A 22,984-nucleotide genomic window follows, 5' to 3' on the forward strand; every position below is an offset into this window, starting at 1 on the left:
TGGTGCGGCGCTCCTTACCCGGCCTCCGCCGGCACCGGCGGCGCGGGCGGCGCACATTTCCCGCCCGCGCGCCGCGCGTGCCCCGGGCACGGCAGGCGCGGCCCGCGCACGGACGGAGCGCGGACAGGGCACGCGTTTTTCGGCCCACCCCCTACCGCAGGTAACCCGCCGTGCCCTAGAGTCGCCGACGGTGCCAGTAATCAATGGCACGGTGACCGCGAGGGTGAGGCCGGCAGCGGCCCCGGCCGCGGACGGCCGACGGAAGGAAAGGCGGTGCCATGGGCGACGACCGCGAACACGTGCGGGTGGCGGTGATCGGGTCCGGATTCGGCGGTCTGGGAGCCGCCGTGCGGCTGCGGCGGGAGGGCATCACGGATTTCGTCGTCCTGGAGCGGGCCGACGCCGTCGGCGGCACCTGGCGCGACAACAGCTACCCGGGCTGCGCCTGCGATGTGCCCTCCCACCTCTACTCGTTCTCCTTCGCCCCCAACCCGGACTGGCCGCGCGCCTTCTCCGGGCAGGAGCACATCCGGGCCTACCTGGAGCGCATCACCGACACCTTCGGCCTGCGCCCGCACCTGCGTTTCGGTGCGGAGGTCCTGCGGGCGCGCTGGGACGGGGCCACGCGGCGCTGGGAGGTGACGACGGCGGCCGGCGAGCTGACCGCCGACGTCCTGGTGTCGGCGACCGGTCCGCTGTCCGACCCGAAGATCCCCGACATCCCCGGGATCGAGGACTTCCCCGGGCGGGTCTTCCACTCCTCGCGCTGGGACCACGACTTCGACCTCAGGGGAAAGCGCGTCGCCATGGTCGGCACCGGCGCCTCGGCGATCCAGATCGTGCCGTCCATCCAGCCCGAGGTCGGCAGTCTGACCGTCATCCAGCGCACCCCGCCGTGGGTGATGCCGCGGGTCGACCGCCCGGTCAGCGGTGCGGAGCGCTGGCTGCACGGCAAGGTGCCGAGCACCGCCAAGGCCCGGCGCGGGCTGCTGTGGATGATCAGGGAATTCCAGGTCGGCGCCTTCGTCAAGCGCCCCCGGCTGATGAAGGCCGCGGAGCGCATCGCCCGCACCCATCTGCGCCGGTCCGTCAAGGATCCGGCGCTGCGGGCCCGGCTGACCCCCGACTACACCATCGGCTGCAAGCGGATCCTGCTGTCCAACACCTACTACCCGGCCCTCGCGCAGCCCAACACCGAGGTCGTCACCGCCGCCCTCTCCGAGGTGCGGGGCTCCTGTGTGGTCACCGCCGACGGCACCGAGCGCGAGGTCGACGCGATCGTCTTCGGGACCGGCTTCCGCGTCACCGACATGCCGATCGGCGACCGCGTGATCGGCGCCGACGGGCGCACCCTCGGCGAGCACTGGAAGGACGGGATGGCGGCGCTGCGGGGCTGCACGGTCGACGGCTTCCCGAACCTGCTGCTCATCATCGGCCCCAACACCGGCCTGGGGAACAGCTCGATGATCCTGATGATCGAATCATCGCTCAACTACGTGGCCGACTACCTGCGCACCCTGGAGCGCACCGGCGCCGCGGCGCTGGACGCCAAGCCCGCGGCAGTGGCCGTGTGGAACCAGGAGATGCAGCGCCGCGCCGCCCGCACCGTCTGGAACACCGGCGGCTGCAAGAGCTGGTATCTGGACGCGAACGGGCGCAACACGACGGCATGGCCGGGCACCACCGCCGAATTCCGGCGGGCGACACGTCAGTTGAAAGTCTCGGAATACGATCTGATCGCGCCCGCCGCGGGTGACGCGGCACCCGAAGGCGACAGTCGTACGATCCGCACGGAGGTCGCGTCATGACGCCCCCTTACGAGCTGGTCCCGCCGCGCCGGACGCTGCACGTGGTGTCGGCCGACGGGACCCGTATCCACGTCGAGGAATTCGGCCGCACCGAGGGGCCGACGGTCGTCCTCGCGCACGGCTGGACCTGCTCGGTCCTCTTCTGGGCGCCGGTGATCCGGCTGCTCTCATCCGATTTCCGGGTGATCGCCTACGACCAGCGCGGCCACGGCCGCAGTTCGGCGCCGCTCACCCGCAAGGGTTACGGAACCGGCGTACTGGCCGATGATCTGGAAGCCGTACTGGAAGCCGTGCTGCCGGACGGCGAACGGGCCGTGCTGGCCGGGCACTCCATGGGCGGTATGACGATCATGGCGGCGTCCGGGCGGGCTGCGGTACGGAGCCGGACGGCCGCGGTCCTGCTGGCCAGCACCGGCAGCGGGCGGCTGCTCGGTTCGAGCCAGGTGCTGCCGCCCCGCTTCTCCTCGCGCCGGCTGCGGCGGGCCTTCCACCGGCAGTTGCTGACCTCGCGGCTGCCCCTCGGCCCGATCACCCCGCTGTCGCGGGCGGCCTTCGCCTACGGCGTCCTGGGAGCCGCCCCGACAAGGGAGCAGGCGGCCTTCACCGCGCGGATCGTGCACGCCTGCAAGGCCCGTCACCGTGCCGCATGGGGCCGGGTGCTGGCCGTCCTCGACCTGGACGCGGAGATCGCCGCGATCGAGGCGCCCACCGCGGTCCTGGTCGGCAGCCACGACAAGCTCACACCCGGGGTGCACGCCCGCGGCATGGTGGAGGTGCTCCCGCACTGCGTCGGCCTGACCGAACTGCCCGGGATCGGCCATATGACGCCGATCGAGGACCCGGAGGCGGTGGCGTCCGTCCTGCGGGAGCTGGTCGCGGCCCACGCGGTGCCGCCGTCCGAGGTCGAGGCGCAGGGCGCCGGCGGCGCGGGACAGGGTGACCACGTGGCGGAGGAGAAGAGCGCATGAGCCGATCATCGATACACGGCAGGGTCGTGGTGGTGACCGGCGCCGCCCGCGGTGTCGGCGAACTGCTGGCCCGCAAACTCGCCGCGCAGGGCGCCCGGCTGGCGCTGGTCGGACTCGAGCCGGACGAACTCGCCCGGGTCACCGCCTCGCTGGGCGGCGACGCCGCCTGCTGGACCGCGGACGTCACCGACCGGGACGCCATGGCGCGGGTCGCCGGTGAAGTGCTGGCGCACTTCGGGCGGATCGACGTCGTCGTGGCCAACGCCGGTGTGGCGACCGGCGGTCCCTTCCTGGACTCCGACCCCGACGCCTTCGACCGCGTCATCCAGGTCAACCTGCTGGGGAGCATCGCCACCGCGCGCGCCTTCCTGCCGGCGCTCGTCCGGTCCCGCGGCTACCTGCTCCAGATCGCCTCGCTCGCCGCGCTGACGCCCGCGCCCATGATGGCGGCGTACTGCGCGAGCAAGTCAGGGGTCGAGGCCTTCGCGCACAGCCTGCGCGCGGAAGTCGGCCACCAGGGGGTGGCGGTCGGCGTCGGTTACCTCAGCTGGACCGACACCGACATGGTGCGGGGTGCCGACGAGGACGACGTCCTGCGGGAGTTGCGTGCCCGGCTGCCCTGGCCGGCCAACCGCACGTATCCGCTGGAGCCGGCCGTGGAACGCATCGTGGCCGGTATCGCCCGGCGTTCGCCGCACGTCTATGCGCAGTGGTGGCTGCGCGGCATGCAGTCGGTACGGGGCGCGCTGCCGTCGGTCATCGGCGGGGCGCTGGGGCGGCGCGAAATGCGGCGCGCGGCCCCCGCGCTGGCCCGCAACGCGGGTGCGCGCCGCGGCCTGGTCGGGCGGGGAGGGGCTGCCGACGAGTCGGCCCGCAAGGCCCGTCATCACGTTCCGTGACCACAAAGGGCCGCTGACCTGGGGTGATTGGCAGTTGATTGCCCCGGGATGCGGTGGTTGTCCCCCCGTGTAAGTCTGATCGAGGCCGCATCCCCACACACTCCAGGAGGAGTAATCATGGGCGGTATGGACGACATCAGGAACAAGGCGAGCGAGTACGCCGAGAAGGCCAAGGGAGCCCGCCGTCAGGGCTCCGAGCAGGCCGACGAGGGCATGCAGCGCGCCGGACGGGAGACTTCGGAGCGCTCCGGAGGTCGCCACGACGAGCAGGCCCAGCGTGGCCAGGAGCAGGCTCGTCGGCGTATGGGCGACGACTCCCACGACGACGCCCAGGACGACTGGAGCTGACGTCGCGCCTTGCGATAGTCGCGCGAATACCGTGACGCAGGGAAGGGGTGCCCCGAGGGGCGCCCCTTCTCGCTTGGCCGGGCACGACTGGGCCGTCAGGGTGACGGATCCTGGCGGGCACGGCAGGGCTGCGGGCCGAAGGCAGGCGGCTCGACGCAGAGTTCAGCGCCCCCGGCCGAGCACGGCGCGCAGGCGCTCGCGGCTGATGCGGTCGGCCTGGCGGGTCGTCTCCGGCAGCCGGTACCGGGGAGCGAGCCGCAGGGTGTGGGCGCAGGCGTTGTCCAGGCCGATCGCGTGCCCCACCGAGACGAACACCGGCTTGACCCCCGCCTTGGTGCGCAGCGCCCGGCCCACCACCTCACCCTCGTCCGACGTCAACGGCGCGCCGTCGCCGCGCTCTTCGCCGACCTCCCGGTGGCCGAAGACGAAGGGCGTCTTCGCCACGCCGAAGCACGGCAGCCCGGTCAGCACCCCCAAGTGCACTGCCAGGCCCGCCCGGCGCGGGTGGGCGATGCCGTAACCGTCGCACACCAGCAGGTCGGGCGTGTGCGTGAGCTTCTCCAGCGCAGCCATGACCGGGGGCAGTTCGCGGAAGGCCAGCAGCCCCGGCACGTAGGGGAATGCCACCGTCCCCTCCACCACCGCGACCTCCACCGGCTCCAGCGTCCCCGCGTCCAGCACCACGGCTGCCGCTACGAGGGCGTCGCCTTCCGCCGCGTACGAGACGTCCACGCCCGCCACCAGCCGTACGTCGCCCGGCGCCGGGCCCGGCGAGGTCAGGTCGGCGAGCGCGCGCAGCCGCTCCTGCTCGGTCAGCGCCTCCGCCTCCGACCGCGGCCACGCCGCCCGGCCGCCACCGCTGCTGTGAGTGTCCATTGCGGGGAGGCTGCCATGCCGGCCGCGCGTGCGGCCGGCCGGGGTCCGCGCGGGCGTCAGCTCGGCGTGGCAGGCGGGCGCGGGGGCAGCGGGGGGCGGGCGCGGTCCGGGCGGCCCGACAGGTCGGGAGGGCTGGCAGGCGGGTGCTGGGAGAGCAGTTCGAGAGCGGTGCGCACCGCGACGTCCAGTTGCCCATGCCTGCCCTCAGCCCAGTCCAGCGGTGTGCGGAGGCACTCGATGTCGGGGGCCACGCCCCGGTTCTCCACCGACCAGCCGTAGGCGTCGAACCAGGCGGCGTTCATCGGCACGGTGATCACCGTGCCGTCGCCGAGGCGGTGGCGGCCGGTCATGCCGACGACGCCTCCCCAGGTGCGCAGGCCCACCACCGGGCCGAGGCCGAGGAGTTTGAAGGCCGCGGTGATCATGTCGCCGTCGGAGGAGGTGGCTTCGTCGGCGATGGCGACGACCGGGCCGCGCGGTGCGTTGCCCGCGTACGAGACGGGCTGGGCGTCGCGCGTGAGGTCCCAGCCGAGGACGGTGCGGGTGAGCTTCTCGATGACGAGTTCGCTGATGTTGCCGCCCGCATTGCCGCGGACATCGACCAGCAGGGCGTCGTAGGCGACCTCCTTGCGCAGGTCGCGGTTGAACTGCGCCCAGCCGGAACCGCCCAGGTCGGGGATGTGCAGATAACCGCACCGGCCGCCGCTGAGCCGGCGTACGACCTTGCGGCGCCTGGCGACCCAGTGCTGGTAGCGCAGCGGGCGGTCGTCGATGAGCGGGACGACGGCGATACGGCGGGGCGCGCCGCGGCCACCGGGCGGCCGGAAGGTCAGCTCGACGGTGGTGCCGCCGGCGCCCGCGAGCAGCGGGAACGGGCCCGCGTGGGGGTCGACGGGACGGCCGTCGACATGGGTGAGGCAGGCGCCCTCGCGGATGCCGGTGCCCGCCAGCGGCGAACGGGCCTTGGAGTCGGACGACTCGCCCGGCAGGATGCGGATCACCGTCCAGGTGCCGTCCTTGTTGTGCTGGAAGTCGGCGCCGAGCAGGCCGATGGGGCGCTGGTAGTGCGGCGGTCCCTCATTGCGGCGCGCGGCGGCGACGTAGGCGTGGGAGGTGCCGAGCTCGCCCAGCACCTCGCGGAGCAGGTCGGCGAACTCGTCGGGGGTGGCGACGCGCTCCACCAGGGGGCGGTACTGGTCGAGGATCCCCGGCCAGTCCACGCCGCACATGTCCGGCGCCCAGAAGTAGTCGCGGGTCAGGCGGCCCGCCTCGGCGTAGGCCTGCTGCCATTCCGCGCCCGGATCGACCTCGTGGAGGATGCGGCGCATGTCGACATAGACGGTGGTCTCGTCGTCTCCGCGCTCGGACGACGGCAATACCGCCACTTCGCCCTCGTCGTAGACCGCGAGCCGCCGGCCGTCGCCGCTGACGGCGTACCAGTCCATGTGGTGGACCAATTCCGTCCTCTTGGACTTGCCGAGGCTGAAGAACTCCAGGCTGGGACGGGCGGAGGGGTCGGTGGGGTTGACGAAGGTCTCGCCCAGGGCGCCGGAGATCGGCCAGCGCATCCAGACAAGGCCGCCCTGTACCGGTTCGAGCGAGGAGTACTTGGACGCGGGCACGGGGAAGGGCGTCACCCGGCTGGGCAGCCCTTCCGCCTCGACGACGACCGGGCCGTCGCTGTCGCCGCCGCTCTCGCCCGGGTCGAGGCCGCTGCCGGTGGAGCTGCCGACCGGGCCGCCGTCGACGGGCAGGGCGAAGGGTGACGGTGTCGCCGAGTTCAGCGGCACGAGATACGGGCGGCAGCCCAGCGGGAAGGACAGGTCGCCGGTATGTACGTCGTACACCGGGTCGAAACCCCGCCACGACAGGAACGCCAGATAGCGGCCGTCGCGGGTGAAGACCGGCTGCTCGTCCTCGAAGCGGCCGTTGGTGACGTCGATGATCGTCTGGTCGGAAAGGCGGGCGATCTTCACGGAGCGCAGAGAGCGGCCGACTCCCGGGTGAGACCAGGTCAGCCATGCCGAGTCGGGGGAGAAGGCGAGGTCGCGGACCGGGCCGTTGGTGGAGCGGATCAGCTCGACCACCGTCCCGGGCGGCTGCTGATCGCCGGCGCCGATGTCGGTGTCGGAGTCGTCGTAGCGGGACGCACCGCCGTCCCCGCTCACGTCGGCCGCGCCGGTGGCCACAAGCAGCAGGCGGCCGTCGTGCGAGGCCACCGCCAGGATGCCGCCGTCGGGTGACGACACCAGTTCCAGGACGCGGCCGAGCCGGCCCACGGCCAGACGGGTGACCGCGTCCGAGGTGTCGCCGGGCGGCGGGCCGGTGTCGGCGTCGCCGACGTCGGGGGTCAGGACACCGTCGACGTAGGCCACGCGGGTGGAACCGGTCCTGCCGGTGCGATGAACGCCCACCGAAGGGTGACCGTCGCCCGTCGCAATACGATGATCGCCCGGCGGAATACGATCATCGCCCGCCGCGGTACGCGACCGTTCCGCGCCCACCGGCACCGTGTCGGCCGACGTGCCTTCCGACGAACCGCCGGCCGGGTCCGAACCGCCGGCCCCGTCCGCCTCGCCCGCCTCGTCCGCCGCTCCCGCCTCGCCCGCGGCATCCGCTGCGTTCGCGGCGGCGGCCATGCCGGCATCCATCGCCACGGCCACGTCGGTCACGTCGGCGGCCGACTCGGGTCCGCGCCGCAGCGCGCGGGAGGCGCGGCCCGGCAGGTGCGCCACCTCGATGCCGTCCTCGCCCTCGATGTCGGTGACGTAGCCGACCAGCCCGGTGTCGCCCAGCATCTCGGGCAGCCGGACCCGGGAGCCGGCGGCGTCGGCGATGGCGCGGGCAGGGCCGTCGCGGTGGGTGAGCCAGTACAGGCTGCCGCGCACGCACACCGCGCTGGCGCGGCCGGTCGTGTCGATGGCCAGGCTGTCGAGGTTCGCGGCGGCCGGCACCTGGTACGGGCGGCGGCCGCTGCGGGCGCCGCCGAGGCGCATGTCCAGGCGGCGCGGGACGGCGCCGGGCGCGACCAGGTCCTCGATCAGCCACAGGTCGCCCGCGCACTGGTAGACGACCCGCTCGCCGTCGGTGGCGGCATTGCGGGCGTAGAAGTCGGCGTGGTCGGTGTGGCGGCGCAGGTCGGTGCCGTCGGGCAGGCAGGAGTAGAGGTTGCCGATGCCCTCGTGGTCGGACAGGAAGGCGATCCGGCCGCCGACGAACATCGGCGACGCCAGGTGTCCACCGATGTCCGGCACCAGCCGCTCACCGTGCAGCCACAGGCGGCCCATCGCACCGCCGCGGTAGCGCTTCCAGGCGTGCGGCTCGTGCGGCGGCGTCCCGGTCAGCAGCAGGGTGCGCCGCTCGCCGCCCCCGCCCCCGCCCGCGTCGCCGTCACCGCTGCCGCTGCCGTCACCGATGCCGTCGACGTCGTGCATGGCGATGTCCGACACCGGCCCCCACGGCAGCGGCCCGCCCGGGCCGCACTCGACGGGCACGCTGTGCGCCCAGGTGAAGTAGGAGAACGCCTGCCCGTGCGAGGAGACCGCCAGCACATCGCCGTCGGGAGTCCACGAGCACACCCGGGTGTCGGCGCTGCCCCAGTACGTCAGCCGCCGCGAGGTGCCGCCGTCGGACGGCACCAGATACACCTCGGGGTCCAGGCTCCGCCAGGTCGTGAACGCGATCGTCGCCCCGTCCGGTGACAGCCGGGGCGGCCCGACCCGCGTACGGTCGGCCGTCACCCGCCACGCGCGCCCTGGTGAGCCGCCCGGCGGCCCCAGCGGGGCCACCCAGATGTCGTCCTCCGCGGCGAAGCAGAGCATGTCGCCGTGCAGGTGCGGGAACCGTAGGTACGCGCCGTCGCTCACCCCTCCCATGGTTCGGGCCCCCCGCACCGCCAGCAACTTTTCACCTCCGAGCGCCCCCGAGGCCCCCGCGCCACCCGCCACCCGCCACCCGCGCACCCCGGCCACCCCCCACCCGCGCACCCCTGTCGCCCGTGGGCTGCCTCCCGGCCGGGACGACCGGGGCGCACGGCCGGCGGCGACCGGGGCGTACCGTCCCATGGAGGCCGTACAGGCGGCGCAGTGCATGCGGTCGGGTCGGGAGCGGTGACGTGACGCGACCGGGAGGGCAGGGGTGCGGGCAGTGGACGCGGAGGTCATCACGACGCGGCGGCTGACGCTGGAGCCGCTGGCCGTGCACCATGCCGAGGAGATGGCCGGGGTGCTGGCCGACCCTGGGCTGCACGCCTTCATCGGTGGCGCGCCGCAGAGCGCGGAGGGGCTGCGTGCCCGCTACGAGCGGCTGGTCGCGGGGTCGGGGCAGCCCGGGGTGTCGTGGTGCAACTGGGTGGTGCGGCTGAGTTCCGAGGATTGTCTGACCGGGACGGTGCAGGCCACGGTCGCCGGCGCGCAGGCGGAGATCGCCTGGGTGGTCGGGACGGCGTGGCAGGGGCGCGGGATCGCGACCGAGGCCGCGCGTGGACTGGTCGGCCTGCTCGGCAGCCGGGGGGTGACGACGGTGGTCGCGCACATCCATCCCGACCACCTGGCGTCGGCCGCCGTGGCCGCGGGGGCGGGCCTGGCCGCCACGGACGAGTGGCACGACGGAGAGGTCCGGTGGCGGCTGACCGCCGGGTGAGCCGCACGTCCTGGGCCCCGCGCCCGCACGGGGCCGGCCGAGGAGCCGGCTGAGGACCCGATGCACGAGTCGGCGAAGGAGTCGGCCAAGGAGCCGACGGAGGACCCGATGAAGGAGTCGGCGAAGGAGTCGGCGAAGGAGTCGTGCGGGGGCGCTGACCTGGTGGGGGTGGCTCGCGTAACGTGCATTACCACCGAGTAGGTCGTGGTACGTGGGCGTGTTGAGCTGGAGGCGGGCGGATGGCGCTGGACGCGGACGTCGTGGTGGTGGGTGCGGGTCTCGCGGGGCTCGTGGCCACCGCCGAGCTGGCGGATGCCGGGCGGAAGGTGGTCCTGGTCGAGCAGGAACCGGAGGCGTCGCTCGGCGGGCAGGCGTTCTGGTCGTTCGGCGGCCTGTTCTTCGTGGATTCGCCGGAGCAGCGCCGGATGCGGATCAAGGACAGTACCGAGCTGGCACTGCAGGACTGGTGGGGAACAGCCGGTTTCGACCGGCCCGAGGACCACTGGCCGCGGCGCTGGGCGGAGGCCTATGTCGACTTCGCGTCCGGCGAGAAGCGGGCGTGGCTGCGCGAGCAGGGGCTGCGGCTCTTCCCCGTGGTCGGCTGGGCCGAGCGCGGCGGATTCCTGGCCACCGGGCCTGGCAATTCCGTGCCGCGCTTCCACATCACCTGGGGGACGGGCCCCGGTGTGGTCGAGCCCTTCGCACGCCGGGTGCGGGAGGCCGTCGCCCGAGGGCAGGTGGAGCTGCGCTTCCGGCACCGGGTGACCGGTCTGAGCATGTCCGGGGGCGCTGTCGACGGGGTGACGGGTGAGGTGCTCGTGGCCAGCGACGCGGCGCGCGGCACGGCCAGTTCGCGGGAGGTCTCGGGCGAATTCGCCCTCGGGGCGCAGGCCGTCGTCGTCACCAGCGGCGGCATCGGCGGCAATCACGACCTGGTGCGCGCGGCCTGGCCGGAACGGCTGGGGACACCGCCGAAGAAGCTGCTCTCCGGGGTGCCCGCGCATGTCGACGGCCTGATGCTCGGCGTCGCGGAATCGGCGGGCGCCTCCGGCATCAACGGCGACCGCATGTGGCACTACACCGAGGGCATCGAGAACTGGAACCCGATCTGGGCCAGGCACGGAATCCGTATTCTCCCAGGCCCCTCGTCGCTGTGGCTGGACGCGACGGGAAAGCGGCTGCCCGTGCCGTATTTTCCCGGCTTCGACACGCTTGGCACGCTCGAACACATCATGCGCACCGGGCATGAATACACATGGTTCGTCCTCACCCAGAAGATCATCGAGAAGGAGTTCGCCCTTTCCGGGTCCGAGCAGAATCCCGACCTGACGGGGCGGAGCGTGCGCGAGGTACTCAAACGGGCTTTGCCGGGCGCCCCCGGCCCCGTCGAGGCGTTCAAGCGGAACGGCGTGGACTTCGTCGTTGAGGGCGAACTCGGCGCCCTCGTGCGGGGCATGAACGCGCTTACCGGAGAGGATCTGATCGAAGAAGGCGCGCTGCGGCGGGAAATCGAGGCGAGGGACCGGGAGATCGCGAATACGTACACGAAGGATCTCCAGGTCACCGCCATTCGCGGGGCACGGAACTATATCGGGGACAAGCTGATCCGTACGGCGTCTCCGCACCGGCTGCTCGACCCGAAGGCCGGACCGCTGATCGCCGTCAGGCTGAACATTCTGACCCGGAAGTCGCTGGGCGGGCTGGAGACGGATCTCGACGGGCGGGTCCTCGCGCCGCCGCCGGCGCCCGGTGCGGACGGCATCGGTGCGGCCTCGGCGGCCGGGCGCGGCGAGCCGCTGGGCGGGCTCTATGCGGCCGGTGAGGCGGCGGGCTTCGGCGGGGGCGGGATGCACGGATACCGGTCGCTGGAAGGGACGTTCCTCGGCGGGTGCATATTCTCCGGCCGGGTGGCGGGCAGGGCCGCCGCGGCGGCCACCGCGTAGCCGGCGCGGCGCCGGCCGGTCCGCCGCCGCCCCGGCGGCCCCCCGGTGCGCCCCGGGACGCCCCGGGTCTTCTTCGGGGCGCGAAGTCGGGGCGCGGCACCGCGCGGGGAGGGGGCGGTTGGCCGGAGCGCCCGGCGGCGGGCGTACGGGCGTGACCTGCGGGGACGGCGCAGACCCGGGGCAACCGGCCCTGGGCCGCGATGCCTTGTCGTGTTTCAAGCATTGACAGGAGCAGGACGGCTCCGCACTATGGGAGCGCTCCCACGTTAAGAGCGTGTAACCGAACAATGAATCACCGCACCACCTCCCATGACCTCTCGAAGCCCTTTCGAAGGCCCATCCCCCCAATGGAGGTTGTTCGCACATGGCAGTCCCGATAGTCCGACGCAGAACCGCGGCACTGGCCGCAGGTCTGATGGTCGTCGCGTCAGGCGGCGTGGCCGCTGCACTCACCACCACGTCCGCCTCGGCGGCCACGGCCGGCTGCTCGGTCGCCTACAACGTGAGCCAGTGGGACACCGGCTTCACCACGCAGGTGACGATCACCAACACCGGCCCGGCGCTCACCAGCTGGAAGCTCGGCTGGAACTTCGCCGGCAACCAGCAGATCACCCAGAGCTGGAATGCCACCGTCACCCAGTCGGGCAAGGCCGTCAGCGCGGCCAACCTGTCCTACAACGGCGCGGTGGCGACCGGCGGGACGGCGACCTTCGGCTTCAACGGGTCGTACAGCGGCACCAACACCTCGCCGACGGCGTTCACCCTGAACGGTGTCGCGTGCGGTGGCACCGGCTCCACCGGCGGTTCGACCACGGGTGGCTCGACCACGGGTGGTTCGACGACCGGCGGTTCGACGACCGGTGGCTCGACCACGGGTGGTTCCACGACCGGCGGTTCGACCACGGGTGGCTCGACCACGGGCGGTTCGACGACCGGCGGTTCCACCACCGGTGGCTCGACGGGCGGCACCACTCCGCCTCCCGGCCAGAAGGTCGACAACCCGTACGTCGGGGCGAAGGGCTACGTCAACTCCGAGTGGTCCGCACTGGCCTCGGGTGACGGTGGCCAGAAGATCGCCAACCAGTCCACCGCCGTGTGGCTGGACCGGATCGCCGCGATCAACGGCGTGAACGGCGGCATGGGTCTCAAGGCCCACCTGGACGCAGCCGTGCAGCAGGCGGCCGGTCAGCCGCTGACCATCGAACTGGTCATCTACGACCTGCCGGGTCGCGACTGCGCCGCCCTCGCCTCCAACGGTGAGCTCGGCCCGACGGAGATCGGCCGCTACCAGACCGACTACATCGACCCGATCGCCGCTCTCGAGGGCAGCTCCGCCTACTCCGGTCTGCGGATCGTCAACATCATCGAGCCCGACTCGCTGCCCAACCTCACCACCAACGCGGGCGGCACCGCCGGTTCCACCGACGCGTGCGCGACGATGAAGGCCAACGGCAACTACGAGAAGGGCGTCAGCTACGCACTCGCGAAGCTGGGCGCGCTGGGCAACACCTACAACTACATCGACGCCGGCCACCACGCCTGGCTCGGCTGGGACACCAACCTCGGCCCGGCGGCGTCGGAGTTCTACAAGGTCGCCACGACCAACGGTGCCAGCGTCGCGGACGTCCAGGGCTTCATCGTCAACACCGCGAACTACGGTGCGACCGTCGAGCCCTACGTCAAGATCACGGACAACGTCAACGGCACCTCGGTGCGCCAGTCCAAGTGGATCGACTGGAACTACTACGTGGACGAGCAGTCCTACGCGCAGGGCCTGCGGGACAAGCTGGTCTCGCTCGGCTTCAGCTCCAGCCTCGGCATGCTGATCGACACCAGCCGCAACGGCTGGGGCGGCTCCTCGCGTCCCACCGGCCCCGGTGCCACGAGCACCGTGGACACCTACGTGAACGGCGGGCGTATCGACCGCCGCATCCACGCGGGCAACTGGTGCAACCAGTCGGGTGCCGGTATCGGTGCACGGCCGACCGCAGCGCCTGCGACCAACATCGACGCCTACGTCTGGGTCAAGCCGCCGGGTGAGTCCGACGGTTCGAGCAAGGCGATCGCCAACGACCAGGGCAAGGGCTTCGACGGGATGTGCGACCCGAACTACGCGGGCAACGCACGCAACGGCAACAACCCGACCGGCGCCCTGCCGGACTCGCCGCTGGCAGGTACCTGGTTCTCGGCCCAGTTCCACCAGCTGATCGCCAACGCATACCCGCCGCTTTCGTAGCACCTCGATAGCGGATCCCCCCACCGGGCCCGTACGGGGCCGCGCCTGGGTCACCTCGACCAGGACCGCGGTCCCGTCACGGGCCCGCCGCACGCCGACCGCACTCCCGCACCCGCGCCCCCAACCGGGCGTGGGTGCGGGCGCGTGTCCGGCTGTCGGACCCTTCGTGCACCATTGGGGTGGAAAGGTCACGGGGCCGGGACGAAGGGAAGGGGGCGGGGGTTCATGGACGTCACCGCAGTGCACGGGGCGGTGGAGCCGGGGTACGAGCCGGTCCGCGCCGCCTTCGAGGGGAATTTCGCGCGGCGCGGGGACCGGGGCGCGGCGGTCGCGGTCTACCGGCACGGGCGGAAGGTCGTCGACCTGTGGGGCGGTACGGCGGCGCCGGACGGGGGCGGCCCGTGGCTCGAGGACACCGCGCAGACCGTGCGGTCGGCGACGAAGGGGGTGGCGGCGGCCTGCCTGCTGCTGCTCCACCAGCGCGGCCAACTGGACCTGGACGCCCCGGTGGGGGCGTACTGGCCGGAGTTCAAGGCAGGCGGCAAGGAGCGGGTGACGGTACGCGACGTGCTCGCCCACCGGGCCGGGGTGCCCGCGCTGGACGTGCCGCTCAGCCCGGAGCAGGCACTCGACGGGGTGAGCGGGCCGCGGGCGGTGGCAGCGCAGCAGCCCTTCTTCCCACCGGGCTCGGCGCACGGCTATCACGCGCACACCTTCGGCTGGATGGCCGGTGAGCTGGTGCTGCGCGCCTCGGGGCGGACGATAGGGCGCTTCGTGGCCGAGGAGATCACCCGGCCGCTCGGCCTCGACCTGTGGATAGGACTGCCCGCCGACCGGGTGGGACAGGTCGGCAGGATCGGCGAGACCACCGTCCCCGAGCCCGGGGTGTCCGGCGGCCTGCGCACCCGCGCCAAGCAGTCGGTCCACGACGCCTACGCAGACCCGCAATCGCTCACCCGGCGGGCCTTCGCCGCGATCACCCCGCTGCCGGACGAGAACGACCCGGCGTACCGGGCGGGGCAGTTGGCGGCGTCCGGCGGTATCGCCACCGCCCGGTCGCTCGCGCGCTTCTACGCGGCGCTGGTCGGCGAGCCGGAGGGCGGCCCGCGGCTGTTCGCGCCGGCCACGGTGACCGCCGCAAGGACGAAGGAGTCCGACGGGCCCGACCGGGTGCTGGTGGTCAACACCCTCTTCGGTCTCGGATACATGCTGCACGGCCCGGCCTCGCCACTGCTGGCCCCTGGCTCGTTCGGGCACCCGGGCCGCGGCGGCAGCCTGGCCTTCGCCGATCCCGGCACGGCCACCGGGTTCGGCTATGTCACCAACGGCATGCAGCGCAACGTCACCGCGGATCCCCGTGCCCAGGCCCTGGTCAGGGCGCTCAGGGAGTGCATACGCTGACCCGATGCGAGGACGCTTCGGAGACTTCGGTGTGATCGTCACGGGTTCTGCGCGCGGTATCGGGGAGGCCACCGCACGGCGGTTCGCCGCCGAGGGTGCCGGGGTGCTGATCGCCGACATCGACCCGGAAGGGGCCGAGAGGACCGCCGGGTCGATCCGCGAGGCGGGTGGCAGGGCCGAGGCATGCGTGTGCGACGTCGCCGACCGTAGGTCGGTGGACGCCGCCGTGGCGCGGGCGGTGGACACCTTCGGGACGCTCGACGTGCTGGTCAACAACGCCTACCGGTGCGGCGACCACCGGCCAGACTTCGCCGACGAGGACGACGACGAGTGGCGGCTCGACCTCGACGTCAGCCTGATCGGGGCGGTGCGCTGCACCCGGGCCGCGCTGCCGCACCTGGCCGCCGCTCCCGGGCGGCGGGGCGCGGTGGTCAACATCGGCTCGGTCAACGGCATCTCCTACTTCGGCAACCACTCCTACAGCGCGGCCAAGGCGGGCCTGATGTCGCTGACCCGCACGCTGGCCGTGCACGCCGCGCCCATCGGGGTGCGGGTCAACCTCGTCGCCCCCGGCACCATCCGCACGCCGGTGTGGGAAGGCCGGGAGGCCACGCTGGCCGCGGCGGAACCGCTCTACCCGCTGGGCCGGCTCGGTGAGCCCGCCGACATCGCGGCCGCCGTGACCTTCCTCGCGTCGGCCGACGCGGCCTGGATCACCGGGGTGACGCTGCCGGTGGACGGCGGGATCCTGCTCAGCAACCCCGGCTTCGCGGACGCGGTCGACGCCGAGGCGCAGGCCGGCGCGTAACCCCCCACCCGCCTGGCCGCCCCCGCACCCCGCCACCCACCTACCTACCCGCCCCCCCCGCACCCCGCCGCCCAGCCCCGAACCGCCGGGGCGCTCAGCCCGCCCCGAGCCCGCCCTCCCGCGGGCCGGTCCCGGGGGTTCCCTCCGCCCCCGACCTCCCGAAATCCCGACCTCCTACACCGGCGGCCGCTCGGACGCGTACGCCTCCGCAGTGGCCGCACTCGGCGCCCCCGCGGCCGCCCCCGTGCCCCCAGCCGCAGCCGCAGCCGTAGCCCCGGCCCCGGCCCTCGGCCCCGCGGGAGCGGTGCCGCGGGGGAGTACGGCGGCCGCGACGACCGCCGCGAGCAGGAACAGGCCCGCGGCGACGGACAGGCTCAGGGCGTAGCCCGAGTCGAGTGCCGCCGGGGTGCCGGGTGTCCCCGTGCGGTGGGCGGCGACGGTCGCAAGGACGGCGAGGCCGACGCAGCCGCCGAGCTGGCGTGAGCTGTTGAGCAGGCCGGAGGCCATGCCCGCCTCGCCGGGCACGATGCCCGTGGTGCCGGCCGCGGCGACCGGGGCGACCGGGGCGAGGACGAGGCCGACACCCACGCTGGTGACCAGGGAAGGCCCGAGCGCGTGCGGTGGGCGGCGACGGTCGCAAGGACGGCGAGGCCGACGCAGCCGCCGAGCTTGCGTGAGCTGTTGAGCAGGCCCGAGGCCATGCCCGCCTCGCCGGGCACGATGTCCGTGGTGCCGGCCGCGGCGACCGGGGCGAGGACGAGGCCGACACCCACGCTGGTGACCAGGGAAGGGCCGAGCGCGTCGGCGAGGAAGCCGCCGTCGGCGCTGATGCGGGAGAACCAGGCCGGCCCCGCCGCGGCGAGCAGCCCGCCGGGCAGCAAGGATGCGCGGGGCGAGCGGGCCACGGTGACACGGGTGGCGGCGAGGCTGCCCGCGACCACGCCCGCGGTGAAGGGCGGGAAGGCTCGCCGCCTGCCCCTGGATCGTGGACGTGCCGGTCGCTGACGACCTGATGTCCGAGGCGGCGCTGTGGTTCGTCGAGCGGATCGTCGACGGCTGGTCGAGTGCGGTCTGACCCCGGACGCGTCGGTGCGCGGCTACCGCTCGATCTGGTGCCACACCGCGGGCGAGATCCTGATCCGGTCGTCGGGTGCCCGCCGCCCCGCCGCCCCGCCGCCGACGACCGCCCGACCTACCGGGAGCAGGTCTTCGCCGGGCTCGACCCGGTCGAGCTGCCGCGGCTCGCGCACGCCGGGGACCGCTGGGCGGCGCTGACGGCGCAGGACACCTACCCGGACGGCCTGCGCGCGCTGCTCGAAGGACTCCTCGCCCGCTTCTGACGCACCATCCGCCGGGGGTGAGCGCCGCGCCGGCCGGCCGGACGCGGTGGCACGTCCGTCTGACCACATGTCACAACTCCCTCACCATAAGGCTCTTGTGGTGCCTACGGCGTGGCTAGGATGATCAGGCGATCCCTTCCCATGGCGGGCGCGGGCGTCGGGTTTCGGTCCCACCGACCGCCGTGCGGCGTCCGGAACGTCCCGTTACGGGCCGGAGTGCGGATGGGTTGCCCCGGTCTGATCGGCCTCCCCGAGTTCATGAGGATCTGATGACTAGTCACATATCGGGCGCGGTGTTCTGGCCTGTCGCCGTCGTCGCTCTCGCGGCCCTCGTCCTGTGGATATGGCAGGCGATCGCAGCGGCCCGGCTCAGGAAAAGGCTCACCGCGGCCGAGGAGGACGTACGGGTACGCGAGGCCGAGGCCGCGCACCTGGTCGACGTCAGGCTGCCCGCCGTGGAGATGGGCGGGCGGCGGCCCCAGCAGGGGCTGCGCGAGGGACGGCTGGCGGGCACCGCGTACGCGGCCCGCATGGACGAGGCCGTGGAGCGGTTCGTCGGCGCCGCGGAGAAGGCCCGGGTGCGGGCCGACCAGTCGGCCAAGGCCACCTTGAAGGCGGCGATGCGCTCGGTGCAGGCGCTGGCGAACGAGCAGCAGCTGTCCATCTCCGACATGCAGGACCGGCACGACAACCCGCACGTCTTGCAGGGCCTGATGGAGATCGACCACGCCAACTCGCAGTTCGGGCGGCGCGCGCAGGCCATCGCGGTGCTCTGCGGGTCGTGGCCCGGCCGCCAGCGCGCCGCCTCACCGCTGATCGACGTGCTGCGGGGCGCCAAGTCCCGCATCCGCGACTACCAGCGGGTCGAGATCGGCACCGGCCCGGACGTCGACGTGGTCAGCCGGGCGGTGGAGCCGGTGGTGCTGGCAGTCGCGGAACTGCTGGACAACGCCACCCGGCACTCCCAGCCGAACACCTCGGTGGAGGTCACCGTGCGGCCCGCGCACAACGGCACCACGATCGTCATCGACGACGCGGGTGTCGGCATGGACGACCTGGAGGTCTCGGTCGCCGTCGAGCGGCTGGCCGGCGGCGAGAACCTGGACATCAACCGGCTCGGCGACCCGCCGCAGTTCGGCTTCGCGGTCATCGGCGTGCTGGCGGCGCGCTACGGCTTCTCGGTGTCGGTCGACACCCGGTCGCCCTACGGCGGTGTGCGGGCGGTGCTGTTCCTGCCCAAGGCGCTGCTGGCCACCGCGGGTACGGCCGCGGCCCCCGTGGTCGCGCGCGCGGCGGCGCACGCCCGCGCGGCCGCGCAGGACGACCTGCCGGTACGCACCCCGGCGGCGGCAAGGACCCAGGCGCCCGCACCCCAGCCCCTGCCTCCGGCGGCACCCGCGGTCGTACGGGCGGTCGAGGCGGAGCCGGCGGTGCGCACCCGGCACGAGACGGCGGTGGCGGAGACGGTGTACGGACGCGGACCGGGCGAGGACGTACCCGAGACGCCCATCACCGGGGCCACCGCGGGCGGCCTGCCCAAGCGGCGCCGGCGCGAGATCAGCGAGGAACAGCTCGCGGCCCGGCACGCGCACGTCGCGGCCCCGGCTGCCGACGAGGACACCGGGCCGATCCGCTCCCCGTACGAGACCGCATCCCGTATGGGTGCATTCGCCCGTGGCACGCGCTCCGGGCGCGCGGAAAACGCCGATGACGAAGGGACGACTCAGGAATGAACGACCATATGGCCAACGAACTGGGCTGGATGCTCGACGAGGTCCTGAAGGTCCCTGAGGCGCGGCACGCGATCCTGCTGTCCGCGGACGGGATGCTCAGAGCCCACTCCCAGGGCATCGCACGCGACGAGGCCGAGCGCCAGGCCGCCGCCCTGTCGGGGCTCCAGTCCATCAGCCGCAGCACCGCGGAGTTCTGCGGCAGGGGCGGCTCGCCCTGGCAGCAGACCCTGGTCGAGTTCGCCGAGGGCTACGTCTTCCTCGTCGCGGCGGGAGCGGGCGCCTACCTGGCGGTCTCCGCCACGCAGAACGTGGACATGGAGATGGTGACCTACCGCATGCAGAAGCTGGTCGACCGGCTCGGCAAGGAGCTGACCAGCCCGCCCCGCCAGGACGCGGCGGCATCCACCCGGCCGGGCACCACCGTACGGTCATGACCCCGCCGCGCAGGCGGGAGCAGGGGCTCGTGCGGGCCTACGTCGTCACCGACGGGCGTGCTCATCCGACGCGCAACACCCTGGACATCGTCACGCTGGTGAACGCCGTGACCACCCGTTCGCTGAGCGGGCTCACGCCGGAGCGGCGCGCGGTGATGGAGCTGTGCAGGGGCGGAGCCCTGTCGGTGGCCGAGGTGGCGGGGCACCTCGCCCTGCCGATCAGCGTCACCAAGGTGCTGATCAGCGACCTCATCGACAGCGGCCACATCATCGCAAGAGCCGCCATTCCCAAGGCACAACTCCCCGACGCCCAGCTTCTTCAGGAGGTGCTCAATGGGCTCCGCGCCCGCCTCTGACCGCGCCCTCGTCCCACCGGGCGGACCCTCGTACGTGGCCGACTCGGTCAGGACAGCGGCCAAGATCCTGGTCGTGGGGCACTTCGCCGTCGGCAAGACCACCTTCGTCGGGACACTCTCCGAGATCAAGCCGCTGCGCACCGAGGAACCCCTCTCGCAGGCTGGCGCGCACATCGACGACCTGGCCGGCGTACCCGACAAGACCACCACCACCGTCGCCATGGACTTCGGGCGGCTCACCCTCAGCGAGAGCCTGGTGCTCTACCTCTTCGGCGCGCCCGGCCAGAAGCGCTTCGCGCAGCTGTGGACCGACATGCTCCAAGGCGCGCTCGGCGCCCTGGTGCTGGCCGACACCCGGCGGCTCGACCAGTCCTTCGATGTGATGGGGCTGCTGGAGGAGTACGGCATGCCGTACGCGGTGGCGGTCAACCAGTTCGACGCGGCGCCGCACTTCCCCGAGGAGGAGATCCGCGAAGCGCTCGACCTGCTGCCGGAGACGCCTCTGGTCACCTGCGACGCCCGCGACGCCGCCTCCTCCACCAAGGCGCTGATCGCCCTGGTGGAACACCTGCAGACCCGCCCCACCCCAGCAGCCCAGGAGTTCTGAACCCTGATGACGTCCCCCACCGCGCCAGAGCCCACCGCACCGCAGGCCGCCGCCGCAGCACCGCCGCCCGGGTGCCCCGCGCACGCGGGCAGCGGCGCCACCCGCCTCTACGGGCCCGAGCACGCCGCCGATCCCAAGGCGACCTTCGCGGAGCTGCGCAAGCAGGGCAGCATCGCCTCCGTGGAGATCGCGCCGGGCGTCGGCGCCTTCCTGGCGCTGGGCTACCAGAGTGCGCTCGAAGTGCTGCGCAGCCCCGAGCGCTTCTCGAAGGACCCGCGCAACTGGCGGGCGCTGGCGGACGGTTCGGTCCCGGCGGACAGCCCGGTGGTGCCGATGATGATGTACCGGCCCAACGCCCTGTGGTCCGACGGCGAGGAACACGCCCGGCTGCGCGGGGTGATCACCGACAGCCTCTCCCAGGTCGACCCGGTCGCGCTGCGCGGCTACGTCGAGGAGAGCGCCGACATCCTCATCGACAGGATCGGGGCCCGCGGCAACGCCGACCTGCTCGGCGAGTACGGCGCGCTGCTGCCGCTGCTGGTCTTCAACCGGATGTTCGGCTGCCCCGCCGACATCGGCGACAAGCTGGTCTTCGGCATGTCCGGCATCTTCGACGCCGACGGCGACTCGGAGAAGGCCAACCAGGTGCTCGGCGAGGGCGTCGCAGAACTCGTCGCGCTCAAGCGCCGCGAGCCCGCGGCCGACGTCTCGTCCTGGATGATGGCGCACCCGGCGGAGCTGACCGACGAGGAGATGATGCACCAGCTCATCCTCCTCATGGGCGCGGGCACCGAGCCGGAGCAGAACCTCATCTGCAACGCGCTGCTCCTGCTGCTCTCCGACGACCGCTTCGCCGGCGACCTGGCCGGCGGCAGCATGCCGGTCGACGAGGCGCTCGACGAGGTGCTGTGGGCGGACTCGCCGCTGGCGAACTACGCCGTGCACTACGCGCTCCAGGACACCGAGGTCGACGGCGTGGCACTGCCGGCGGGACACCCGATCCTGATCAGCTTCACAGCCGCCAACACCGACCCGGCGCTCAGCGGCGAGCGGCGCGGCGGCAACCGCGCCCACCTGGCGTGGAGCGCGGGACCGCACACCTGCCCCGCCAAGAGCCCGGCCCGGCTGATCGCGTCGGTCGCGGTCGAGAAGCTGCTCGACCGGCTGCCGGATGTCGAACTCGACTGTGGGGTAGATCAGTTGGAGTGGCGGCAGGGCCCCTTCCACCGGGCCCTTGTCGCGCTGCCCGTTGTTTTCCCGCCGATCACCATCACCGCGCCGGCCACCGCGGACGAGACTTCTGGAGTCACCGAATGGAACCCCAAGCCAGCCCCCTCGTCATCGACCCCGCAGGACGCGACATCCACGGCGAGGCAGCCCGAATCCGCGAACGCGGCCCCGCGACGCTGGTGGAGCTTCCTGGTGGGGTCGAGGCGTGGGCGGTAACCGACCAGGCGCTGCTCAAGACGCTGCTGACCGACTCCCGGGTCTCCAAGGACCCGCGGCAGCACTGGGCGGCCTGGGCCAACGGCGAGATCACGCCTGACTGGCCGCTGTTCACCTGGGTCGCGGTCACCAACATGTTCACCGCCTACGGGGGCGACCACCGGCGGCTGCGCAAGCTGGTGTCGATGGCCTTCACCGCCCGCCGCACGGAGGCCCTGCGCCCCTGGATCGAGCAGATGACCACCGAACTCCTCGACGGCCTCGCCGAGACGCCGGCGGGCGAGCCGGTCGACCTGCGCGAGGCGTACTGCTACCCGATCCCGATCCAGGTGATCTGCCAGCTCTTCGGCATCGAGGACGAGGAGACCCGCAAGGAGCTGCGGCGGCTGGTCGACAACATCTTCAACACCGCCATCAGCCCCGCGGACGCCGTCGCCACCTTCACCGACATGCACCGGGTGCTCTCCGAACTGGTCGCCATCAAGCGGGACAAGCCCGGCGACGACCTGACCAGCGTGCTGATCGCGGCCCGCGAGGAGGACGGCTCCCGGCTGACCGAGGGCGAGCTCGTGGACACCCTGCTGCTGATGATCAGCGCGGGCCACGAGACCACCGTCAACCTGCTCGACAACGCTGTCCACGCCCTGCTCACCCACCCCGAGCAGCTCGAACTGGTCCGGGCGGGCAAGGCCAACTGGAGCGACGTCATCGAGGAGACGCTGCGAGCTGAGGCGCCGGTCGCCAGCCTGCCGCTGCGGTACGCGGTGGACGACATCTCGGTCGGCGAGGTCAGCATCAAGAAGGGCGAGGCGATCCTGGCCGCGTACGCCGCCGCCGGCCGCCACCCGGCCTACCACGGGGAGAGCGCCGACACCTTCGACGTGACCCGGGTCAACAAGGAGCACCTCGCCTTCGGGCACGGCGTGCACTTCTGCCTCGGTGCGCCGCTGGCCCGGCTGGAGGCCGAGATAGCCCTGCCGGCGCTCTTCGCCCGCTTCCCCGGCCTCGCGCTCGCGGCGCCGGACGAGGAGCTGCCGCCGGTGGAGTCGTTCATCTCGCACGGCCACCTGCACCTGCCGGTGCGGCTGGGCTGAGCCCGTCGGCGACGTGCCCCCGCCCGCGGTCGCCGCGGACGGGGGC

At 73.0% G+C, this 22,984-nt stretch carries 18 protein-coding genes and 1 pseudogene; 16 read left to right on the forward strand and 3 right to left on the reverse strand.

Annotation, left to right across the window (positions count from 1 at the left end):
* Positions 1–278 precede the first annotated feature (278 nt).
* The 4 genes from ACGFMP_RS21895 to ACGFMP_RS21910 all read left to right on the forward strand — a co-directional run bounded on the left by ACGFMP_RS21895 (position 279) and on the right by ACGFMP_RS21910 (position 4,023).
* Positions 279–1,808, forward strand: coding sequence for a flavin-containing monooxygenase (locus ACGFMP_RS21895; RefSeq protein ID WP_393674455.1), 1,530 nt, complete (start codon positions 279–281; stop codon positions 1,806–1,808).
* A complete protein-coding gene (locus ACGFMP_RS21900; protein WP_393674457.1) occupies positions 1,805–2,776 on the forward strand; it encodes an alpha/beta fold hydrolase in 972 nt (323 codons plus the stop codon). The genes ACGFMP_RS21895 and ACGFMP_RS21900 overlap by 4 nt, the downstream gene beginning before the upstream one ends.
* A complete protein-coding gene (locus ACGFMP_RS21905; protein ID WP_393674458.1) occupies positions 2,773–3,675 on the forward strand; it encodes an SDR family oxidoreductase in 903 nt (300 codons plus the stop codon). Before ACGFMP_RS21900 ends, ACGFMP_RS21905 begins: the two co-directional genes overlap by 4 nt.
* Positions 3,676–3,792: 117 nt before the next feature.
* Positions 3,793–4,023: an Rv0909 family putative TA system antitoxin gene (locus ACGFMP_RS21910; protein ID WP_393674459.1), complete on the forward strand. Its 231-nt coding sequence runs from the start codon at positions 3,793–3,795 to the stop codon at positions 4,021–4,023.
* Between the two features lie 162 nt (positions 4,024–4,185).
* Here the strand turns inward: ACGFMP_RS21910 and ACGFMP_RS21915 are convergent, their stop codons facing one another.
* Both ACGFMP_RS21915 and ACGFMP_RS21920 read right to left on the reverse strand, forming a co-directional pair.
* Positions 4,186–4,899: an endonuclease V gene (locus ACGFMP_RS21915; RefSeq protein WP_393674461.1), complete on the reverse strand. Its 714-nt coding sequence runs from the start codon at positions 4,897–4,899 to the stop codon at positions 4,186–4,188.
* A 56-nt stretch (positions 4,900–4,955) separates the two neighbouring features.
* Positions 4,956–8,774 carry a S41 family peptidase gene (locus ACGFMP_RS21920; RefSeq protein WP_393674463.1) on the reverse strand — a complete coding sequence of 1,273 codons (3,819 nt, stop codon included), beginning with the start codon at positions 8,772–8,774 and terminating at the stop codon, positions 4,956–4,958.
* Positions 8,775–9,036: 262 nt separating this feature from the next.
* Between ACGFMP_RS21920 and ACGFMP_RS21925 the strand changes: the two genes are divergently transcribed.
* From ACGFMP_RS21925 to ACGFMP_RS21945, 5 genes are all read left to right on the forward strand, one after another.
* Positions 9,037–9,540 carry a GNAT family N-acetyltransferase gene (locus tag ACGFMP_RS21925; protein WP_393674465.1) on the forward strand — a complete coding sequence of 168 codons (504 nt, stop codon included), beginning with the start codon at positions 9,037–9,039 and terminating at the stop codon, positions 9,538–9,540.
* Between the two features lie 239 nt (positions 9,541–9,779).
* Positions 9,780–11,483 (forward strand): FAD-binding dehydrogenase, encoded by a 1,704-nt coding sequence (locus ACGFMP_RS21930; protein WP_393674467.1) that lies wholly within the window; start codon positions 9,780–9,782, stop codon positions 11,481–11,483.
* A gap of 364 nt (positions 11,484–11,847) precedes the next feature.
* On the forward strand, positions 11,848–13,719 hold the full coding sequence (locus ACGFMP_RS21935; protein WP_393674468.1) for a glycoside hydrolase family 6 protein: 1,872 nt from the start codon (positions 11,848–11,850) through the stop codon (positions 13,717–13,719).
* Between the two features lie 225 nt (positions 13,720–13,944).
* Complete coding sequence (locus ACGFMP_RS21940) at positions 13,945–15,120, forward strand: serine hydrolase domain-containing protein (RefSeq protein WP_393674469.1); 1,176 nt, start codon at positions 13,945–13,947, stop codon at positions 15,118–15,120.
* A 4-nt stretch (positions 15,121–15,124) separates the two neighbouring features.
* Positions 15,125–15,928: an SDR family NAD(P)-dependent oxidoreductase gene (locus ACGFMP_RS21945; protein ID WP_393674470.1), complete on the forward strand. Its 804-nt coding sequence runs from the start codon at positions 15,125–15,127 to the stop codon at positions 15,926–15,928.
* A gap of 174 nt (positions 15,929–16,102) precedes the next feature.
* Here the strand turns inward: ACGFMP_RS21945 and ACGFMP_RS21950 are convergent, their stop codons facing one another.
* Positions 16,103–16,516, reverse strand: coding sequence for a hypothetical protein (locus ACGFMP_RS21950; RefSeq protein ID WP_393674471.1), 414 nt, complete (start codon positions 16,514–16,516; stop codon positions 16,103–16,105).
* 376 nt (positions 16,517–16,892) lie between these two features.
* Between ACGFMP_RS21950 and ACGFMP_RS21955 the strand changes: the two are divergent.
* From ACGFMP_RS21955 to ACGFMP_RS21985, 7 genes and pseudogenes are all read left to right on the forward strand, one after another.
* Positions 16,893–17,268, forward strand: a pseudogene (locus ACGFMP_RS21955) (TetR/AcrR family transcriptional regulator C-terminal domain-containing protein); the annotation flags it as partial.
* Between the two features lie 269 nt (positions 17,269–17,537).
* Positions 17,538–19,001 (forward strand): ATP-binding protein, encoded by a 1,464-nt coding sequence (locus tag ACGFMP_RS21960; protein WP_393674472.1) that lies wholly within the window; start codon positions 17,538–17,540, stop codon positions 18,999–19,001.
* Positions 18,998–19,435: a roadblock/LC7 domain-containing protein gene (locus ACGFMP_RS21965; RefSeq protein WP_393674473.1), complete on the forward strand. Its 438-nt coding sequence runs from the start codon at positions 18,998–19,000 to the stop codon at positions 19,433–19,435. Before ACGFMP_RS21960 ends, ACGFMP_RS21965 begins: the two co-directional genes overlap by 4 nt.
* Positions 19,432–19,791 (forward strand): DUF742 domain-containing protein, encoded by a 360-nt coding sequence (locus ACGFMP_RS21970; RefSeq protein WP_393674474.1) that lies wholly within the window; start codon positions 19,432–19,434, stop codon positions 19,789–19,791. The genes ACGFMP_RS21965 and ACGFMP_RS21970 overlap by 4 nt, the downstream gene beginning before the upstream one ends.
* Positions 19,769–20,398 (forward strand): ATP/GTP-binding protein, encoded by a 630-nt coding sequence (locus ACGFMP_RS21975; protein ID WP_393674476.1) that lies wholly within the window; start codon positions 19,769–19,771, stop codon positions 20,396–20,398. Before ACGFMP_RS21970 ends, ACGFMP_RS21975 begins: the two co-directional genes overlap by 23 nt.
* Positions 20,399–20,404: 6 nt before the next feature.
* On the forward strand, positions 20,405–21,844 hold the full coding sequence (locus ACGFMP_RS21980; protein ID WP_393674477.1) for a cytochrome P450: 1,440 nt from the start codon (positions 20,405–20,407) through the stop codon (positions 21,842–21,844).
* A complete protein-coding gene (locus ACGFMP_RS21985; RefSeq protein ID WP_393674643.1) occupies positions 21,808–22,938 on the forward strand; it encodes a cytochrome P450 in 1,131 nt (376 codons plus the stop codon). The genes ACGFMP_RS21980 and ACGFMP_RS21985 overlap by 37 nt, the downstream gene beginning before the upstream one ends.
* Positions 22,939–22,984 lie beyond the last annotated feature (46 nt).

Origin of the sequence: Streptomyces sp. NPDC049040 (assembly GCF_043197715.1) — a bacterium.
Taxonomy (GTDB): Bacteria; Actinomycetota; Actinomycetes; order Streptomycetales; family Streptomycetaceae; genus Actinacidiphila.

Bases quoted from the DNA above. Each gene is read 5' to 3' on its own strand.
- ACGFMP_RS21935 (WP_393674468.1), top strand. From the start codon at position 11,848: ATGGCAGTCCCGATAGTCCGACGCAGAACCGCGGCACTGGCCGCAGGT.
- ACGFMP_RS21975 (WP_393674476.1), top strand. From the start codon at position 19,769: ATGGGCTCCGCGCCCGCCTCTGACCGCGCCCTCGTCCCACCGGGCGGA.
- ACGFMP_RS21940 (WP_393674469.1), top strand. From the start codon at position 13,945: ATGGACGTCACCGCAGTGCACGGGGCGGTGGAGCCGGGGTACGAGCCG.
- ACGFMP_RS21895 (WP_393674455.1), top strand. From the start codon at position 279: ATGGGCGACGACCGCGAACACGTGCGGGTGGCGGTGATCGGGTCCGGA.
- ACGFMP_RS21945 (WP_393674470.1), top strand. From the start codon at position 15,125: ATGCGAGGACGCTTCGGAGACTTCGGTGTGATCGTCACGGGTTCTGCG.
- ACGFMP_RS21970 (WP_393674474.1), top strand. From the start codon at position 19,432: ATGACCCCGCCGCGCAGGCGGGAGCAGGGGCTCGTGCGGGCCTACGTC.
- ACGFMP_RS21900 (WP_393674457.1), top strand. From the start codon at position 1,805: ATGACGCCCCCTTACGAGCTGGTCCCGCCGCGCCGGACGCTGCACGTG.
- ACGFMP_RS21910 (WP_393674459.1), top strand. From the start codon at position 3,793: ATGGGCGGTATGGACGACATCAGGAACAAGGCGAGCGAGTACGCCGAG.
- ACGFMP_RS21920 (WP_393674463.1), bottom strand. From the start codon at position 8,774: ATGGGAGGGGTGAGCGACGGCGCGTACCTACGGTTCCCGCACCTGCAC.
- ACGFMP_RS21930 (WP_393674467.1), top strand. From the start codon at position 9,780: ATGGCGCTGGACGCGGACGTCGTGGTGGTGGGTGCGGGTCTCGCGGGG.
- ACGFMP_RS21915 (WP_393674461.1), bottom strand. From the start codon at position 4,899: ATGGACACTCACAGCAGCGGTGGCGGCCGGGCGGCGTGGCCGCGGTCG.
- ACGFMP_RS21980 (WP_393674477.1), top strand. From the start codon at position 20,405: ATGACGTCCCCCACCGCGCCAGAGCCCACCGCACCGCAGGCCGCCGCC.
- ACGFMP_RS21905 (WP_393674458.1), top strand. From the start codon at position 2,773: ATGAGCCGATCATCGATACACGGCAGGGTCGTGGTGGTGACCGGCGCC.
- ACGFMP_RS21965 (WP_393674473.1), top strand. From the start codon at position 18,998: ATGAACGACCATATGGCCAACGAACTGGGCTGGATGCTCGACGAGGTC.
- ACGFMP_RS21960 (WP_393674472.1), top strand. From the start codon at position 17,538: ATGACTAGTCACATATCGGGCGCGGTGTTCTGGCCTGTCGCCGTCGTC.